General features: G+C 40.4%; 5 protein-coding genes. All 5 read left to right on the top strand.

Translation table 11 applies throughout. The features are described 5' to 3' along the window. The first annotated feature begins 175 nt into the window (after positions 1-175). Positions 176-3298: a gliding motility-associated C-terminal domain-containing protein gene (locus CGC49_RS09635; protein ID WP_157909033.1), complete on the top strand. Its 3123-nt coding sequence runs from the start codon at positions 176-178 to the stop codon at positions 3296-3298. 9 nt (positions 3299-3307) lie between these two features. Further along, entirely contained in the window at positions 3308-4714 is a 1407-nt protein-coding gene (locus tag CGC49_RS09640; RefSeq protein ID WP_042347859.1) for a PorP/SprF family type IX secretion system membrane protein, read from the top strand. A 207-nt stretch (positions 4715-4921) separates the two neighbouring features. Beyond that, a complete protein-coding gene (locus CGC49_RS09645; protein WP_095912504.1) occupies positions 4922-5620 on the top strand; it encodes a hypothetical protein in 699 nt (232 codons plus the stop codon). Beyond that, on the top strand, positions 5617-20655 hold the full coding sequence (locus CGC49_RS09650; RefSeq protein ID WP_095912505.1) for a T9SS type B sorting domain-containing protein: 15039 nt from the start codon (positions 5617-5619) through the stop codon (positions 20653-20655). The genes CGC49_RS09645 and CGC49_RS09650 overlap by 4 nt, the downstream gene beginning before the upstream one ends. A 224-nt stretch (positions 20656-20879) precedes the next feature. Further along, positions 20880-21665, top strand: coding sequence for an esterase family protein (locus tag CGC49_RS09655; protein ID WP_095894234.1), 786 nt, complete (start codon positions 20880-20882; stop codon positions 21663-21665). Positions 21666-21676 lie beyond the last annotated feature (11 nt).

Genomic DNA, 21676 nt, shown 5'->3' on the forward strand with positions numbered 1-21676 from the left:
TTTTATTTTATTTTTGTATGATAACTGCTATTTACGATTTAGGATTATTAATTCTTATTTTTTGAAATCGCAAAAACTAACATCCGATAGTTTTATATCCAATTAATTTGTTTACTTTTGCAATGCTGTCACATGTGTTTAATACAAATAAACCGTGAAAAAAGATTTTGAAATAATGAAAATAGATATTTCATACAAGTATTTAGTACTGCTTATTTTCTCTTTGTTCGTAAGCTATGTACACGCTCAGAGGATAGAGTCTATCTCTCTGGGTTTTAGTGATGCTTGTGTTTCGGATTCATATAATAACTTTGGAGTTTCATTCAAATGGCAACCGCCATTGCCCAATGCTACGAATCAATATATTATTGAGTTATCCGATGCGAATGGTGATTTTTCAAATCCTGTAACATTAGCAACGTTGACAGGGCAAAATACACAGTTTGAATACTCAGTAAACGTTCAGTTTCCGAACACCATGCATGGCGATGCGTATAGGATTCGTGTTAGTAGCACCAATCCATCATCTTCCATTACGAGTAATCCATTTTCGGCTTACTATGTAAATGTAAATAGCCCTATGGAATTAAACGGAGGGGTATCTAATATCAATCTTTGTCCAGGGCATTCGCAAGAAATATCAGTAAACAAAAAAGGTGAAAAAGCTTACAAATGGTATCGTAACAATACCTTAATTCCTGGTGAAACCAAGCATACGCTCCGAGTTTCAGAGGCTGGGACGTATCATGCCGTTGTAGATTATGGAAATTATTGCTCGGGTTCGTCTAATTCACGTTCAAACAATGTGACTGTAGTAATGGGAGGAAGTCTCGGGGTCGTTATAACCAACTCGATTTCAGGTAATAATATTTGTAAAGGTCAGCCTTTTACCTTAACAGCAAGTGTTAACGATTCGAACTATCTATATAAATGGTATCGTAACGGAACGGTAGTGCAACAGGGAGCAGGTATGCATACTTATACAGCTCCTACCGATGACACGGCTGCTGGTTCCTATAAGCTAGGAATTTCTGTTCCAGGTAGTACTTGTGAGGAATTAACAAATGAAATTGAAATAAAATTCAGAGAAAACTTCACGGTTTCAGCTACGGTACAGGGTGATGTGCTGATTTTGCCTGGAGGGACAAAAAAAATAGAGGCTACTACTACAGCCGAATCCCCTTCATATCAATGGAAATTAAACGGAGCCCCCATACAAGGAGCTACAGAAGCTACTTATCAAGCCAGACAGCCTGGAGAGTACACCGTTGAGGTAACTCAAGGAGGAAGTTGTGCGGGAGTTTTGCAGACCTCTAATAAGGTATTGCTTGAAAGTCCGAATGAATTTAAGGTGGAGATTCGATATAAGTCCTCGGGTTACCAACCTTGTATGTTTGATAAAGCTACTTTAGGATTAGCAAAAATCATTGCTGTCACTCCTTCAGGAGAAGTATTGTTAGAGGCATCAAGTTACAGTGCATTTACTTATCAATGGTATAAAGACGATCAGGCTTTGGATGATGATGACGATAACAACGATGACGATGATGATGACAGTGGTTTTGAACTTACCTTAAATAAGGCTACTCAAAATGGGAATTACTCTTTGAAAATAGCTACCCCGGGGGTGAACAACATACAACGTTCTAATTCGTTACCCGTACAGTTGACAGATCCAAATGCGGTACAGTTGAACGGAGGACAAACGAGCTTGGAGGTTTGTGCAGGTGCAGTTACTTTGACGGCTTCGCCACTTGACGTTAATGCCACTTATACTTGGTACAAAGATGGTGTTAAGGTATCTGAAGGAGCAGGAGTTTACGAATATGGAGCAACCCAAATGGGGACTTATTACGTGGCAATGTCTGGAACTTCAGAGGCTTGTCCTGCTACGTCAAATTCATTAGTGCTTGTTAAAAGAGAAATCAGGGCAAATTGGGTTTTGCCACAAATCCCAAGAGCTTTTATACCTGGTAAAACCTATGTGTTGACAATCAGTCACAACATGAATAATCCAACTATCAAATGGTTTAGAAATGGGACTGAAATTCAGGGAGTTTCTGCTCCTACCTATTCCGTTACGGAACCAGGAGCTTATCATGCTGAGGTAGAAAGTTCAAGTTCGGGGTGTGCAGGTTCAAAAATTGTATTACCTTTGCAAAGCTACATAGAGATAAAAGAGCTTAAACCCAATATAGGATTTGCGGAAGTCCAGTCTCAAAATTGTGATGGTACGGCAACTCAAACAACATTGAAGCTGAAAAAGTTAGAAGCTGTATTAGAAGGAGGTGAGGTTGTTTTGATAGGTAATGAGGGGGATGAGACTGATTATCAGTATTTCAGTTTTCAATGGCTCAGAAACGATGCCCCAATTATGGGACAATCTGACCCGACGGGATTAGTTGTTACAAAAGAAGATGCCTTAACTGGAAGTTATTCGCTATTAGCAATTTACCAAACGATCATTGACCCGTCAAATAAATTGAATGTATCTTTTTCAACTATTCCGGATATCACATTAGTTTCGGAAAGTGATGATGATAGTCCTAAAATTTGCGAAGGTGGTTCAACTATTATCAAAGCTCCTATAGATTCGGAGGCATTCTCTTATCAATGGTATAAGGGAGCAGTTCCTATCGAAGGAGCAGTAGAAGCAACCTATGAAGCAACAGAAGTTGGTGATTATTATTTGCGGATTTCTAATGGAGCTTGTACCAAACAGTCGACTAACATCGTGAAAGTTTCTGTATTTGATCCTAGTTCACTAAAGTTAGTACGCGTCAATAGTGATGGAGTAGAAATTTCGGAAGTGCCATCAGGCAGTCGCGTTACAGCATCGAAAGGAGAGGTAATCAAAGTTGTTGGAGGGAATAGTAAAGCGGAAAACTATCTGTGGAGTACGCCAAGTAATTCTGTTTTCGCACAGGAAATTATTATAAAAGAAACAGGAGATTATGTGTTGACAGCTACTATAGGCGGTACTTGTTCACCGGTGGAGTTACGTTTTTCAGCAGAAGTGTTTGAAATTTCTAAAATCCCCAACGTGGTAACGCCTAATGGAGATGGAAGTAACGATTTTTGGGAAATTCCAGAGGATTATCTGAACAAGGATAATGTTAAAGTAAGCATATATTCGCAAGAAGGGAAGGCAGTCTTCTCTGGTACAAGATTTACCAATAAAACTTGGCCTAATGTTGAAACATACAAAGAATTGGGTAAAAGAGCCTTAATCTTTATGTATATAATAGAAGTGGATAATAAAGTAGATAAGCAAGGTACCATAACTTTGTTCAGATAGAGAAAGAAGATGATGAATAGAAATACTGTTACATGGGTTATTTTGATGTTGTTAGTTCAATTTTCGTGGGCACAGCAAAAGAATAACTATTATTTAGCACATGATTTACCAGGACATACAGCTGTAAAATACAACACGTTTTTGATGAATCCAGCTTTTCCAATTTTTGGGTACAAAGAGTCACATGTGGCATTGTATCACAGACAGCAGTGGATGAATTTTCAAAATAACTTTAGTATTTTTATGGGGACTTATGGTAAAAAATGGTCTGATAATGAGGTGATTAATGTTATGGCATTTCAGAAAAAGATTGGAGTGTTTCAGAATACAGGTTTTTTAGGAAATTATGTTCATCAGATAGGTTTGGGAGATGAGAGCTATTTGAGATTAGGGATTAATGCATCTTTTGGTATGAGTGGTATTGCTCAAGGGAAGATTGTAGCTAATGATTCATCAGATCCTTTTTTAGCGAATTTTAGCAATACTGGGATTTTTAATATAAATCCAGCTTTCGATATAAATTTCGGGATGATACATTTTGGATTGAATGCTGAAAATTTGATTGATTATGCATTAGCTGGAGGTGAGATGGCCGTACCTTTTAGTGATAAAGCTTTTACAGGGCACGTAATGTACCGAAATACGATGACAGCAGGTAGTGGAGTTTTGGAAGAGGCTACTTTGTCCGTGTTAGCAAGAGGACGAAAAAGCGCAGATAATTTTCAAATGGGTGGACATGCAATGCTCGACATGCCTACTTTAGGTTGGGTACATGCTGGATATGATCAAAAATATGGAGTATCAGCAGGTTTAGGGTTCAATGTGAACGCTAACCTAAGTGCAGGGTTTGGCTACGAACAAGGCATAGGTACCTATGTAAGCAATTTAGGAGGGACTTATGAGATTACTCTTGCCTATAATTTCGGAGGTGAGCGTCAAGCAAGGGCTAAAAAATTAGCAAAAGACAGAAAAGCAAAAGAGGTCGAGTTAGAAAACAAACGTAAGGCTGCTGAAAGAGCCAAAGAAGAGAAGAAAAAACCAGCGGTGGTGACGCCAACCACTCAAACAACACCGCCTCCTCCGAAGCCAGAGGAGAAACCGAAAACAATTATGCAACGATTGGAAGAACGTCTGAAAGTACAGGAACACAAGATTGCAAATGATAAAATTTCAGAAGGATTCTACGTTATCGCGGGAGTTTATAGAAATCCTAAAGGAGCTTACCAATATTTACAAAATGTTAGAGGGCTTGGATTGACAGCATATACTTTTGTACACCCTGAAAATGGAATGACGTACGTTTACCTTAACAAGGCGTACAGTAGCAAAGGAGAAGCAGGAGTGGTTATGACCGAAACGCTCAGACGACCAGAATTTGCCGACAGAAGTATTTGGATTCTGAGGGTAAGTCGATAATAACGTAAATTGAGAGAGAGGATAATGGTTAGAGATTAAAATAGTTTGTATATTTTGATTTCTAACCGTTGTCGTTCCTACATTTGGTCTTTCAAGTGTTTCATACGGATAGTTTCAGAGGGGGTAAAGGGAGTTCCCAGCTGAATATTTGGCAGAAAAATAAAGCAATTGAAAAATATATAAAGTGAAAAAGCTATGTTTATAAATATGAAAAATTCATCTTTTTTTCTTATGTTACTACTGACGATTGTTGGTGGTGGCAGAGTGTTTGGTCAAAATCATGTGGATTTTAACTCTCTTTATCGAAAAACGCTACAGGGAGACATGATTATGGTCGGAAATTCCATTTTAAATGAAGGAAACACACGACCTGCAAATACTCCTTATGTAGGATCGCATGGCTGGAACTCTTCAATTAATCTGGAATATGCCGATGTTGATGGAGATCCGTCAACATTTAATTCAAGTTCAGCTTTTGTGTCACATCCTGCGTCAGCTTGTTTAAAAGTTGATAAGGCATATTTGTATTGGAGTGTCGCCTATACTCAAGAGCGGGTAAATAATCAAGTTAATCCAAAATTTGAACGGAATAAATTTAATTCAGTCAAATTTAAGACACCTAATTCCGCGTATCAAACCTTTACAGGAACTCCGATTTATGATGGGAATCATCAACTTGCACTAAAACCAAATTCAGAAGATTCGCAACGAGCGTATGTTTATAGAGCAGATGTAACAAATATGTTATTGACAGAGGGTACCGCTCGTAATGGTTCTTTTTCAGGAGATTATACAGTGGCAAATATTATGGCTCCTTATGGAACAGAGTGGTCAGGAGTAGGATATGCCGCAGGATGGACGCTTGTAATTATTTACGAAGATAAAAAAACCAGACAAGTAAGATGATTACGCTTTTTGATGGTTTTTCAGCAATTACGAGTACTAATCAATCTTTAGATATTTCTATTTCAGGTTTTCAGACAATACCTTCGGGTTCAGTGAAAGCGAAAATGGGAATTGCTGTTTTGGAAGGAGAATTAGGAATTCAAGGAGATGGGTTGTTGATTAAGTCAGCTTTAAAACCTGCAGGTGTACCAATCGATGCTCCAGGAGGTCGTACTACAAGTTTTTATCCTAATTTTTTTAATAGTAGAATTACTGATACTGCACCAACCCCTAACACGAATAGAACTCCTGCAAGTACTAATCTATTAGGGTTTGATGTTGCTATTTTTGATATTCCGAATTCTGCAAATTCATTACTTGATAATAATACAACTTCGGTAATTTTATCACCTTTTACTCTACAGGATTCTTTCTATCCATTTGTAGTGGCTTTCAATGTTGAGGTGATTGCACCAGCGGTAGTTGTTGAAAAAAAAATATATAAAGTTAACGGAGGAACTGATGTAACAGGAGGTACGGTTAATTTAGGAGACAAATTATGCTATGAAATCAAATTTAAAAATGAAGGTACTGACGATGCTAAAAAATTGGTGTTAACGGATATATTGCCTAAAAATTTGGTATATAATAATATAATCTCGTCCGTAAGGTTTGGATGGAAGTCGAATCCTGTTGCAGGAACGGATTATGTTTATAATCCAACAAATCATACTTTAATTTTTAATATTCCAGATCACGTAGTTAAAAAGGGAGGTAACTGGCAAAAAGTATCGTTTGAGGTAAAAGTGCCCGACACGTGCGATGATTTACGTGACGCTTGTTCAAATGTTATTGATAATGTAGTTACGGGAACGTATTTCGGAGTAGAAAACACACAAATTACGCCTTTCAATGTTCGTAGTACAGATAATTATTCAGCTTGTGGAAACGTAGAAGGACCTTCAACTTTCATTGCTGATTTAGGAACTTGTGTGAGTAAAAGAAAAGAAACTCTTTGTGAGAAAACGCTTGATTTGGTAGCAGGGGCAGATTTTGACACCTATGCTTGGACAAAAGGGGGTAGCTCAACAATCATTGGAACATCACAAACGTTAAAAGTTACAGAGACTGGTACTTATAAGGTTTTAAAGAAAAAAACGGGTTGTGCTGATATGCGTGAAGAAATAGAAGTAGTTTTGCACTCAGATGCTCAGGCAACCAATCCAATCAATCAGTATGCTTCTTTGGTGCTGACTTGCGGTAATGACGGTTCGGACTATCCGCAAATTTACCTTTGTGGAACTTCAGCCACCAAACTGTTGCAGTTAAACACCGCAGGAGCAGTTAGTTACAATTGGCAGAAACGCAATAACTGTACCATTCCTACCACGCATCCTGATACTTGCCCCGTACTGGATAACTACGGATGTACATGGAATACAGTACACACAGGAAGTTCTTACAATGTTAGCCAAGGGGGAGATTATCGAGTTGAAATTAATTACGCGGGAGGTTGTGTGCAGGTATTCTATTTTAGAGTAACTAAAACGGAGCTTACCCCTACGGTAACCACACGTGACATCATTTGTACAAAACAAGGTGAAATCACTGTAACTCATCCAACTTCAGGTTATCAATATGCTTTGCGAGGTAGTGATGGAAACATTGTAGTTAATTATCAGAATTCAAATAAATTTACTGTTACGAATCCAGATTCTTATACAGTCTTGATTCGTCAGGTATTACCAGCAGGATCGACTTACACTCCGTGTATCTTTGAGCTTCCTGCTTCAATTATACGTAAAAATCCGAATCTGGCTGTAGCAGCAACACCGTTGGTATGTCAGAATTCCAAAGGTACTTTGCAAATTAGCGTATCGGATATGTTCCCACCTTACACCTATGTTGTAAGAAATGCATCTGCTTCAGGGGCAGTAGTCTACCAAGTGAATGCTACGGATACCACCAACATCACTGTACCTAATTTGAATGATGGAAACTATTATGTACAGGTAACTTCTCCTGATGGTTGTGCATTAAGCCATCCCATAACAATTAATAAACTCCCTGAATTGAAAGCTACAGCTACCGTGAAGCGTCATTTAATGTGTGGTGAGGCGGTGATTCGAGTGGAAGCACAGGGAGGAACACCTGGTACGAGCTATGGATATAGCATTGATGGTGGAACTACTTATGTGTATAATTACACGGGTAAATTCTATGAATTTACGGTAACGGCAGCAGGTACTTATAACGTTAAAGTAACCGATGCTAACAATTGTAGTGTTAATACATCGGTTACCGTCAATGCTTTGACACATCCAACATTTACCACCACATCTCGATTAACCGATTGTGGACAAAAAGTAGCATTGCAGATAAATGTGACGAGCAATCCATCGAATTTCCAAATTCGTTACAGCATAGACGGAGGACTTACATCACAGGTGGCAAACACTTTTGCAGGGCTTGTGGCGGGAGGAACTTATACGCCTTCTTTGGTAATTTCTTCAGGTTCAGCTACTTGTACACTCACTTCAACGGTAACTTTACCACCTGTGAACAACGCTAAAATTACGGCAGCCTTCGCGGGAGTAACCGAGTTGATTGGTTGCGGTCAGGGAGTGAATGTGGATAAAGCCAAAGTGCGTGTAACCAACGTACAAGGAGGTTCAGGTAACTATGAATATAGTTTCGATAACAAAGCAAATTGGATAACCTCTTCCGAGGCGTGGTTACCAGCCGGTACACATAATGTGTTTGTACGCGATAAGGTCAATGAGTGTGAGTTTGGTCCTATGGAAGTAAATGTGCCAAACCGTCCTGTAGCCCCAAATTTTACGACTTCTGTGGCGTATGACTGTGAAGGACGAGGAAGCATTACGGTTAACAATAACCAAAGTGGGTTTCTTTATACCTATGAATATAACGGAAATACATATACTTCGTCCACCATTTCAGGATTACCACCAGGGACACATACAATTACTATCAAATATGCTGATCCAACGGCTCCCACGCCCAGTATTTTGATAAAAGAAGACTTTGGGTACGGAAGTTATACACCTAACCCCAACGTACATCCTAATTATACATACAAATATACCTCAACCATAGCTGATGGGCAATATGTTGTTATGCCAGCGGGTACTATTACTCACCCTACTTCAGGTCCGTTGGCTAATGGCTGTTGGACAGCTCCAACAGACCATACCTCGCCATCAGATCCTACAGGAAGGTATTTAGCAATGAATGTGGGAAGTGTAGGATTTAACAAGCCAATTTACTATAAAGAGGTAAACGATGTAATTCCAGATCAGGAAATTCGTTTTGAAATGTACGTTTACAACCTATGTCACTGTACTTCATGTAAACCACCAATATTTGCTATTCGTTTGGTAAACACTGCTACGGGGCAAATCATTGGAACGCAACAAAATTCAGGAAACGTTCCTGTTAATGGAAAGGTTAGAGGAGCGTGGCAACGTTTCTCAGGAACGTTAGCCGCTCCTAATGTAACTTCATTGCGTATTGAGGTGGTAAGTATGAGTCCTGAAACCAATGGTAATGACTTGGCAATTGACGATATTTTTGTATACCAAGTGCCCAAGGTATGTGGTTTTGATGCACAAGTAACTGCTATTGTGTTGCCAGACAAGCAGTTTGCTACGAATCCGAATACACGTGTCGTTCAGAATGCAAAATGTCATCCAACCACTACAACAACACCTAACAGCAAAGGTAAATACCAAATTAATTTACGAAACGCAGCCGCAACAGGTTACTATGTGTCAAAAGACGGAGGAACGTGGACGTTAGAAACCGCGAATCCATTCGTTTGGAATGATGTGTCAGTAGGAAATCACACGGTGAAATTCCGTTATAGTGCTACTTCAACGAATTGTGAGATTACCGATACATTCGAAATTAAAGCACCACCAGCCATTACCGTTACTCCAATTCCGACACAGTATTTAGGCTGCAATCCTGCTAAGGTGACCGTAACGGCGGTGGCTTCAGGAGGAACAGGAGTGTTTACGTACGCGTTAGAATCCAACATTGGAGGAGTTATAACAACAACTCCTTATCAAAGTAGCCCTTCATTTGAAATTAATAGTGTAGGTAATTATAAAATTCACGTGAAGGACATCAATGAATGTTCAGTGGCTACAAGTTTTAGAGTTGATCCTGCACCGCCAGTGAACATTACTATTGCTCCGACTTCTAACTATTGCGTAACAACGGGAACAGGAGCTTCTATTACTCTCAATGTTACTGGAACGCCACCGTTTGTTTTCAGAGTTAATGGGGCTGTTCATACGACTACGAACGCTACGAGTCATACGCTTACGAACTTACAACCGAACACCTATGTAGTTACGGTTACCGATGCTCATGGTTGTACTACAACGGAAACTATTAGAATTGAGCCTCCTTTGCGTGTTTCGGCTTCGTCTGTACAACAGGACATTACGTGTAGACCTGCACCTAACCATCGCGGTCGCATTCAGGTTAATTTAGAAGGAGGTTATGGTTCAAATACTTATGTAGTGAAGCGTGGAACAACCATAGTGCAACCACAAACCCCTGTTACAGGAACGTCTATTATTTATGAGAGTGATCAGCCAGGAACATACACCATCGAAATTACCGATGCTAAATGTCAAACCCAAGTAACCCACACCTTAACTCAGCCTGTACCTCCAACGTTTACCTACACCCAAACCAATGCTTTGTGTAATGGAGGTAGAGGTTCCATTACGGTTAATGTAACCAGTGGAATTGGAGGTTACACCTACATATTAAATGGTGGAACACCACAAACATCCAATATTTTCAATAATTTAGTAGCAGGAATTTACACCCTTACCGTACGTGATGCCAAACATTGTGATGCAACTGTGCAAACGGTAACTATCACAGAGCCTGTTGCAATTCGTGGATTTGCTGGAGTATCCCAATTAATAGGCTGTGGTACAGGAGCTAATGCTGATAAGGCTAAAGTACGTATAACCAACGTAACGGGAGGAGTTCCACCGTATGAATACCGTTTCGACGGAGGTTGGGTAAGTGAAAATGAAGGTTGGATGCCAGCAGGTAATAACCAAAGTGTTTGGGTACGTGATGCTAATAATAAATGTCCATTTGAAATGAAAGTGGATGTACCACAAAAATTGACCCCACCAGTATTTACACAAACGGCTGTGACATATGACTGTCATGGTAATGGAACAGTTACCATTAACAACGACCAAAGTACGTATTCCTACACGTACTCTGTCAATGGCGGTACCCCAACGACAACCAACACTTTAACGAATTTGTCTCCAGGTAATAATATCATTACGATTAAGTACCGACAGGTAACCGCACCAAATCCTGTAATCTTAATTCATGAGGATTTCGGTTCAGGAACGCCAGTGCCAAGTCCAAATGTGACAAATGCATTTTTGTTTATAGATACAAGAATCAGATGCTTGAATCACAACCTTTATTCAATAACCAATAAAACAGATTTTTCAAATGCAAGTACTTGCGTTAACGGATGGGTTGCCCCTAATGACCATACACCAGGAGGAGACCCAAGAGGACGTTATATGGCTGTAGACATAGGAACACAATTGGCAGCAGGGGGTGTGCTTTATGAAAAAGAAGTACATGATGTGTTACCTAATAAGCCTATTAAATTTAAAATGTATGGGTTTAATTTATATAGCACTCTATCAGGAATAAATCCGAGTATGCAGATTCAAGTGGTGGCTAAAGACCCATTAACAGGTAATGAGACTATTCTGCAACAAATTCTTTCAGCAGACGTACAGCCTAATGGAGGAAATGCGGATGCATGGGCTGAGTTTTCATCCGATGCGTATGGAACGATAGATCCACAAAATAACACGAGTTTGATTATCCGTATAAGAACCATACATAATGCGACTGGGGGTAATGATTTTGCCCTTGACGATATTTTGGTATATCAAGAGCCAGAAATGTGTGATTTCACAGCAACCGAAACCGTACAAGTAGCTACGGATAAAGAATTTAGAGCTACAGCGGGTACAATTACACAACCATCCTGTCATGGAGGTAACAATGGTTCGGCTCAGTTCTTTGTCGAAAACTTTGCTGCAACGGGCTATCGCCATCGTTTGAACGCAGGTGCTTGGAGTACTGCTACAACCAATTCAACCCTAACGATTCCAAATTTAACAGCGGGAGATCATACCTTGACATTGGAGTACGTAGGTGGAGGCTGTACTGTTACAATGCCATTCAAAGTAACCGAACCAGCGGTGTTGACTTTAACATCAACAGTAATTACTCCACAAAAATGTTCCAACGCAGGAGCAACTGTACGCTTAACAGCAGGAGGAGGAACGCCTCCTTACCAATACCAATTAGGTACAGGAACATTGCAAAATTCACCGGAATTTGTAGGTGTTCCTCATGGAACACAAATCTTTACGGTGCAAGATGCCAAAGGTTGTCCAGCTACGACCACAGTGAATTTGGTAGCTCCAAAAACCGTGTCGTTTACAGCTACTACACAAAAATGTTACTCAGGAAATAACGATGCTTCGATCCAAGTGAATGTAACAGATGGTAACGGAGGTTATAAGTTTAGCATCAACGGTGGTGCGTGGATAACACCAACAAACCCAACAACACATGCTTTTGAAGGATTATCAAACGGTACGTATACTATCCGTGTGCTTGACAGTTACGACTGTACAGCGACTCAAACATTAGTTATTCATCCGAAGTTGATCATGGATGTACAAACAATTGATAAGAGTTGTAACGATGGACGCATTACCGTAACCGCTCAAGGAGGAAACGGAAACTATGAGTATGGTTTTGCACCAGTGGGAGCTCCAATGCCAACATTGGGTACAACGAATACCTTTGCAGTAACCACAGCAGGAAATTACATGGTGTATTTGAAATCAGCGAATTGTACGATTTCAGAAACTGTAACAATTGGTACAGCTCCAACGGTAGGTGCAACGGTAACTGCTAAAAATCCAGATTGTTTCGGAAGCAATGGAACGGTAGCATTAACAAACGTTACAGGACATGCTCCATATACATTTGCATTGAAAAATACCGTAACACCAACCATTTCACAAACATTTAACAATGTGATTGCTACAAACTATACGTTTGCGAATGTAGTTTCAGGTACGTACTCCGTAACGGTTACTGACCGCTATGGTTGTGTGGCGACATACACCGCAACCGTTACAGGCAAACCACAGATTATGGGTATTATCAAAAGTACGACTACCAATTGTGTTACTATTGGAAGTGTAGTGCCATTGGAATTGACGGTATCACAGACAATAATAGATGCGTATAATTTGACAGGGTACGATTTGTTCTATTCAATAGATTTTGGAGGAACATGGAGTCCATTGAATCCAACAAATACAATTTCAGGATTCATTACAGGACAGCAAATCACGGTTTGGTTTAAAACTGTGCCAAGTGGAGCAGGAGTAGGAGCAACAGCCGTTTGTATTGAAAAAATGCCTACGGAGACCGTGCCGTTACCATTGGATAATTTGACTATTTCAACGAATTTAGCAACATTTACCAATACTTGTACAGCAGGAGGAATGGAAGTAGTCGTTGGAGCAAAAGGCGGAACAGGACCGTATAAATTCGCTATATTGCATTCTGCTTCTGACCCAATACCAGCGGTGAGTTCAACAGCGTGGGTAACACCAACACCAGCCAATGGAACAACGCATACGTTCACAGGTTTAGTTCCAGGGCGTAGCTATCGTTTCTTAGTATTGGATAATACTAACTGTGTTAAAGAAAATACGCAGGAACTTTATGATAACTATGTACCACCAATACATATTACTGCAACTAAAGTGAAGCCGGCATGTCATGGAACAACAAATGCAGAAATACAATTTACGGTAACGCGTTCGGCTTCATCAACAACAACGGCAGGAAACTTTACATGGGAGGTACGTAATGCATCCACTGACGCAGTAGTTACAGGTTTGACAGGAACTGCACTAATGCCTTCAGCAGGAGGAACGATAACCTTACCTAGTGTAACGGTTCAAGCACCTGGAACCTACTATATGCTTATAAAAGAAGCAGTAACTAACTGTGAGTGGGCAAGTGCAAATGTGGAAATGAGAGTACTTGATCCGATTGAAGCAACTGCACGGGTAATTACGCAAGGCGTAACTTGTGACACTTCAGGACGTGTTTTGGTGGAAAGCGTTTTAGGAGGTGGAGGTGTTTACGAATACCAATTGACCAGTCCTGCTTTTGTTGCTACAATAACTTGGACGAGCAATAATCCTATTGAAATTCCACGTAGTAAAATCAATCCATTGACAACAGGAAACATCAGCGTGACAGTTCATGTGAGAGACCAATATGGTTGTGATTTAACACTTACTACACCTTTGACACTCAATGTGCCAGCTCCACCGCCAGTGCCAACGGGAACAGCAAACAGTTGTTCAGAGCCGTTGTCAATCACAGTTAGTCCAATGGGAACAAACTATGAGTATGCACTTGCAGGGCCAACACCACGCACATGGCAATCGAGCGTAACTTTCACCCATTTGGTGGCTGGTAACTACACTGTATTGATTAAAGATAAAACAACGGGTTGTGTAACAACGGGAACAACAGCCGTTACTTTACATCCGATGATGCAGGCAACTGTGCAACAGACGAAATTGTTGGGTTGTACACATTTAGCAGAAATTAAGATAGATGTGACCGCAGGTTCAGGAAATTATGATTATGCAATTACAGGAGCAGCTGCTGTAACAAGAGGGGCATTACCAACGAATCCGTTTACGTATGTTACTAATGCTGTTGGAACGTATCAAATTCATTTGTACGACAACGGAACGACCTGTCCTGCTAAAACCTTTACTGTAGAGGTTGCACCAGCGGTTGTACCTTCGTTTACGACTACTACGGTATCCGTAACTTGTCATGGAGGCAATGATGGTAAGATATTTATCCACGAACAAGTAGTGGGAAGCACTTACACGTATACCATAGCACCAGCTATAGTGCCACCAGCTACGTTTAATACAGCTGCAAAAGCCTTTGAAGGGTTATCAGCAGGTGTGTATAACATCACAATGACGGATATAAATAATGGTTGTACCGCAACGGTAACTGTTCCAGTAGGGCAACCAGCACAGATAACATCAGCAGTAGGGGGATTGACTGCAACGGCATTCAAATGTACGGCAGGAAATACTTCCAATGCAGTGGTTGTAACTCTTAATCCAACGCAAGTGACAGGAGGAACGCCTCCTTATAGCTACCAATTGGTATATGACAACGGAACACCTGCAAATTCAACCGATGATATTACGGTTAACGGTACAACGATGACTGTCACAAACAGACTTGGTGGTGATGTAAAAGCAATTATCACGGATACTAATGGTTGTACGAATCTACCAGCAACACCAATAACGGTAGCCATCAAACCGTATGACGAGTTAAAAACGGCAGTGGTGACCATAGTTAATCCAATTACTTGTCCTGTAGGAGAAAGTGTGAGTGTTACTGTGACCTCAACCTTAGGAAATGACACTAAATTTAGGTACATTAAAGGTGATATTCCACCAGCAGTCAATGATCCTGTTTGGAATACAGCAACATCGACCTTATTTACAAACTTATCAGTAGGAACACATCGTTTCTGGGTGAAACATATTGAAACAGGTTGTATGATTTCAGCGGTACATACGGTAAAAGACCCGAATACCTTTGTGATTAACACACCTGTCATCACCAATCCGGACTGTAAAGGAGGAACAGGTTCAGCGAACATAACGCTAACCGATGCTACTTATACAGGAGTTTATGAATACACCGTACAGTCAGGAACTACAACCTTACCGGTAGGAACAACGGTGGGAGGAGCAACAACGCAGAACATCTCTCTATCCAACCTATTGGCAGGAACATACACGATAACTGTAAGGCAACAAACCGCACCAACTTGTGACAAATCGTACGTATTCACAGTGGTTGAACCTGCTATCGCCTTGACGGCTTCTGTAACCACAGAGCCTATCACTTGCGTAGCTCCTAACACAGGTGTGATTGAAGTAATCAACGCTACGGGCGGTTGGGGAGATTATCGTTACCGAATTGGAACAGGAGCTTGGCAATCCAATCCGAGATTTACGGGATTGACAGCTGGTACTTATACGGTTCAAATTAGTGATAAGGGAGGTGCAGGATGTATTTCTACCGTTTCAGCAACCGTAGTACTTACCAATCCAGTGCCACTGACAGCCACGATGACCATTGCTTCACAAAACTGTGTGGCAGGAAGTGGAGTAATGAGCGTAACAGTGAGCGGTGGAGCAGGAGAGGGCTACACGTTTGAACTGTTCAGAAATGGAAATTTCCATGCGGTGTTGAATACCACAACGGCAACCACTGTAATGTTTACAAACTTAGATGCGGGGGCATATCATGTGGAAGTATCTGATGTTTGGGGTTGCCAGACCATCACAACAGCAACGCTTTCAACAACCTTGCATACACCTATCACAAACGTTCATGCAATGGTGATGAAAGAAATCACATGTAGTACACCAACAGGCGGAACCGTGTCCATCACCCACAGTGCAGGACATTCAACAAACATCCGTTATGCAGTGACTCCTCCAGGGGGAGGAGCAACTGTAACACAAATCAATAGCGGTTTGTTTACGAATTTACTTACTGCAGGAATTTATACGGTTGAGGTGTACGATATGGTTACGGGTTGTGCAACAGAGTCTGTTACCTTTGAACTAACACCAACAGTATCACCTACGTTTACAACTACGCGTAGCGATGTGAAGTGTAACGGAGGTGCTGATGGAAGGTTCACGGTCGATGTGCCACAGACACAACAGCATTTGGACTACCAAGTGGTAGTAACAAGTACGGCGACAGGTTTCGTTACGCAAACCCGAACCGTAGCGAATGTGCCAACTTCTCTCTTGTTTAAAGATTTATCAGCAGGAGTTTACACCGTAGTGATGACCTCCGTAAGAGGTTGTGTTACTACAGATACAGTAACCATAGGCGAACCAACTGTAGTGGGGGTTACGGCGACAACAACGCCTTTTGCTTGTGACCCAAGTAACTTACCACAACCTGTGATTATCACAGCAGTAGGTAATGGAGGAACGGCACCGTACCATTACAGCATCGACGGAACAGATTTCACTAACACCTCAGGAGTGTTCACTACTACCGACACGGGAGTCACACAAACCATTACCGTGTACGTTAAAGATTCGCACGGATGTGCAACTACAACCACTGTAGTAGTGCAACCATTCCCTGCTATCCAAGGCGTGTCGGTAGTGGGAACGAATCGAATTACCTGTGCGAATCCGGAAACCATAGCTGTAACCATCACAGGTGGAGCAAATCAAGGGTATACGGTTGAAGGAAATCGTATTTCGGGAGTAGGAGTGGTGTCACCAACCACGAGAACCATAATAGCAGGTTCTTCAACAACCACTTTTGAGATTACCGAGGTGGGTATGTACGAATTTAAAATAATAGATAATCATACAGGATGTTATACTGTGACTACATATATCGTACATCCGTATAATAACATTGAAATCAAGGTTTCACCAAAAGTAAATACATCTTGTTATGGAGCTTCTGACGGAGTTATTACGTTAGAAACAACAGGTTATTTAGGTAGTTATGCGTATCGAGTAATTGATGATGCTACTTCATTGATGGTAGCTTCAGGAACGGCCACGACAACTATGGCAAGTTTGCCTCACCGTGTGGATATTGGTGGATTGCCGACAGGTATGTATAAAGTAGAATTGACAGAAAATGGAATACCATTCTGTACGGTAACCTCAACGTTGGTATCCGTATCAGGCCCTACAAGAGCCTTGACAGCAACGGCGACCATCATAGCACCATTAACTTGTGAAGGAAACAACGCTGTAATAGATGTCCAAGCTCAATATGGATGGGGTAACTACGAATATCAATTGTGGATGAATGGAGTTCCTCACCCAACGTACGGTACTTATACTACCACTTCAGCTTTCGTAGGTTTAGGAGTAGGAAACTATGAAGTGAAAGTACGCGACATGGGAGGTTGTGAACTTACAGCATCTGCAACGGCAACCATGACCACTATTGCAATCGCTCCACCAGTGCCAATAACACTTAATTTGACTTCGAGCGTGACTCAGGTGTCTTGTTACGGTGATAAATCAGCCAGTATCACAGCTGTAAGTGTCATGGGAGGAAGTGGTAACTACAAGTATGTGTTGATTTCAACTATTGGAACTGAAGTCTATGAATCTGGAGCTCAGGATAGTCCAACGTTTACTAATTTAGGAGCAGGAGTCTACCAAGTGAAAGTAATAGACGGATGGGGTTGTGACCAAGTTTCAACCGTACATATCACTATCACCGAACCAACTCCAGTACGTTTGAATGCTACTATTACCAAAGGATTGACTTGTTTAACAAATGCAGAAATTACTTTGGTTGCATCAGGAGGTTCAGGTACTGGATACACATTCAGCACATCGCCAACAGGAACGTTTACAGTGGCTGACGTGTTATCAGTGCCAATGGGAACATATACCTATTATGCGAAAGATAGTAACGGATGTTTATCTGAAGTTTCAAATACGATTGAGATATTACCAATAGAACCGCTTACATTGACTGTAGATACTACCGATGCATATGTGAAATGTAATGGAGAGAGTACAGCAGAGATTAGAGCTACTGCCCAAGGCGGTTTAGGAAACTATCAGTTTGAACTTAAAGGTACCTTAGCTGATGGAAGCGTCGTTACACGTACAACTCTTGACGGAATTTTTGTAGGTTTAGCTACAGGAACTTATCAAGTTACACTGAAGAGTGACGATTGTGTAACCTCAACAATCCATCCGATAATCATCAACGAAGCTCCAGCTTTGGTTTGGGGAACAGCTACCAGCACCGATGAAACATGTTTTGGTGAGAATAATGGAACGATAAAAGTAATGGCTACAGGAGGAACAGGAAGCATTACTTACGCCATTTCACCACGATTGGATAGAGCCGTGACAGTTGAATTTATCAATCAGCAGGAATACGCACCAGGCACTTATTTGGTAAGAGCAAGTGATGAAAATGGATGTTATGTTGATTTTGATGTAACTATCCAAGCAGCCACTCGTTTAACTGCTGTGTTGGATGTTGTAACACATGAGATTTGCTTCGGAGCAGCCGATGCAACAGCATCTATCACTATTTCGGGAGGTAAAGCACCTTACCATACAGCTTTCAATTCAAACGCAGTCTCTGCAACATGGACGCAAAGCAATGATGGTCGTGTGTACTATGACAACTTACCTGCGGGTGAAAATCAAGTCATTTTTGTTAAAGATGCCAATGGATGTAGTACTTATGTAGTCATTCCGAGCATCAATGCAGGAGTTGATTTGCAATTGTCGGCAACAGCTAAAGTAGAATGTGTTTCCGCAAATACAATTAGCAGTGAAGTAATTGTTTTAGTAAATTCGAACTATGCTTCGTTAGTAACTTATGCTCTTGATGGAGGTACACCACAGCGAAATAATATATTCACAAATGTTTCGTCAGGAACACACACCATTACTGTGGCTCATCCGAATGGATGTACGACTCAAACCACTGTATTTGTACCTCATTACGATCCATTGACCGTTGTGACAAGTACAACCCAAGTTTCCTGCAATGGAGAGAGTGATGCAAGTATCGTAATGCAAGTGACCGGAGGTTCAGCAAGTTACACCTATCGAATAGCACCGAACATAGGAACTTTTGACGTAACAACAGGAACCTTTAGAGGCTTACCAGCAGGAACTTATGAAGTGTCCGTACGTGATAATCAATTGGGTTGTGTACTAACTGAAATATTTACGTTTGCCGAGCCTGATGTGTTATACGTAGAAACAGGTTCTGTCACCGAAACGTGTTATCAAGTTAATGATGGACAGTTGTTCTTTGAAATCAAAGGCGGACGACCTCAATATGCTTATACGTTGACAGCTCCCGATGGTACGTTAGTGGAATCAGCAACAGGAATAGTACAAGGGCAAGTAATATCAAAAACAGGATTAGTTCCAGGAACATATCAGTTGCTTTATTCCGACGATGCATCCTTGTGTACGAAAACAGCTACAATCCAAGTAGGCAAAGCACCAAATATTGAACCGATAAATTCAAAAGCTATCAAGGTTCAGTATCAGTGTCGTGAAAGTTGGGATAATACCTCAGTAAGTGAAAATTACATAGAGTTGTTCTTCGATAATACGATTTTGACAGCGAGCAACACATTCTATGCATTGAATAGTACCAATTTAGTAGACGCTGTACCATTTAGTGAGTTCATAGGTAACAAAGCAATCATACGAAATATTCCAGCGGGTAAAGATCAGTACTTCACTATTTTCTATAAAACGTGTACGTACACCATTCCTGTAGGTCAGTATTTCGATGTTGAAGAGTACGATCCGTTGATGTTGACAGATAAAACAGATCCTAAATCATTGAATACTATTAAGGTAGAAGCAACAGGAGGAAAAGCTCCTTACACTTACCGTTTCAATGGAATTATTAGTGACGACGGTAACGAATATCACATCATGCCAGCAGATAAAGGATATGTTACTCCTGACGGAAAAGTTATCAAGCAAATTGATGTTGAGGTGCTAGACGATTTAGGATGTACGAGAACACTGACCATTGAAAAAGAGTTTATCGACATCAAAATCCCGAACTATTTTACACCTAACGGAGATGGAAATAATGACGATTGGGGGCCAAATGATCCGAGAAGTTATCCGAATATGACCATTGCAATTTACGATCGATATGGTCGATTGATAGCTCAATTGGAAAAAGGACAACGCTGGGATGGAACTTACGAAGGTAAGCATCTACCAACGGGTGACTATTGGTACATTATCCGATTGAATGAGGATAAAGACGATAGTCGTGAATTCCTCGGAAATATGACTTTATTCAGATAAAAATAGAGGCTGACCAAAAAAACAGGTCAGCCTTTTTTATAATTTATTGAGTTCAGTACTTAATTGCGTATACTTTTTAATGTTTAAACACTGAATGACATTTTTCAGGAGGTTACGGCATTTTTATTAATAACCGTAATAGATATTTACAATTAATAATTGCAAGGATTTTACCATTACAAAGTAAAAATATGATATATTTGCAACTGAAAAAACTATTAGATATGAGATACATTTACTTCGTATTGTTGATATTCATCAGCGTTTCGTGTCGAAAAGAACAGCTTGTTGTTGAGATTGATAATGATAGCAAAGTGGATATGTCACAGTCTATATTTAGTACGATTTTAGGTGGACAGCAACCCTATTCGGTATATTTACCTCCTCATTATGCTTCCAATACTACGAAAAAATACCCTGTATTGTACCTTTTGCATGGAATGAATCAAGATTATAAGCATTGGGTAACGTATGGTGATTTGAAAAATATTGTTGATAAGGCTATTTCCGAAGGGCTTCCAGAGGTGATAGTTATTTGTCCAAATGGATATAATTCACTCTACTACAACACAGAACAGATGCAATACGAAGATTTTTTTATGGAAGAATTTATCCCCGTTATCGAAAAAAAATATCGGATTTTAGACAATAAATCCAACAGACACATTGCAGGGCTTTCTATGGGAGGTTTTGGGGCTACTTATCTTGGATTTAAGCATCACAAGAAATTTGGAGGAGTTTATTCCATGAGTGGAGGCTTTTTATTAACAGCTATTCCTGTTATTCAATCAATTTTAGATGAGAAAAATTCTGAGGAATTGACAAAACTACCCCGCTATATAATGGAATGTGGTACAGAAGATACCTTAGTTATCCATTCAAACGATCTATTCCACCAGATGCTTACAAATAAAGGTATTTCACACGATTATATTCGTCGAAAAGGAAAACACAATTGGCAATTTTGGAAAGAATCGCTTCCAAAAGCCTTAGATTTTGTTTCTAAATAATAAGATAAAAA

The organism is Capnocytophaga sp. H4358 (assembly GCF_002302515.1).
Lineage (GTDB): Bacteria > Bacteroidota > Bacteroidia > Flavobacteriales > Flavobacteriaceae > Capnocytophaga > Capnocytophaga canis.

Excerpts from the sequence above, each read along its gene's own strand:
- CGC49_RS09635 (WP_157909033.1), top strand. The coding sequence starts at position 176 with ATGAAAATAGATATTTCATACAAGTATTTAGTACTGCTTATTTTCTCT.
- CGC49_RS09640 (WP_042347859.1), top strand. The coding sequence starts at position 3,308 with ATGATGAATAGAAATACTGTTACATGGGTTATTTTGATGTTGTTAGTT.
- CGC49_RS09645 (WP_095912504.1), top strand. The coding sequence starts at position 4,922 with ATGAAAAATTCATCTTTTTTTCTTATGTTACTACTGACGATTGTTGGT.
- CGC49_RS09650 (WP_095912505.1), top strand. The coding sequence starts at position 5,617 with ATGATTACGCTTTTTGATGGTTTTTCAGCAATTACGAGTACTAATCAA.
- CGC49_RS09655 (WP_095894234.1), top strand. The coding sequence starts at position 20,880 with ATGAGATACATTTACTTCGTATTGTTGATATTCATCAGCGTTTCGTGT.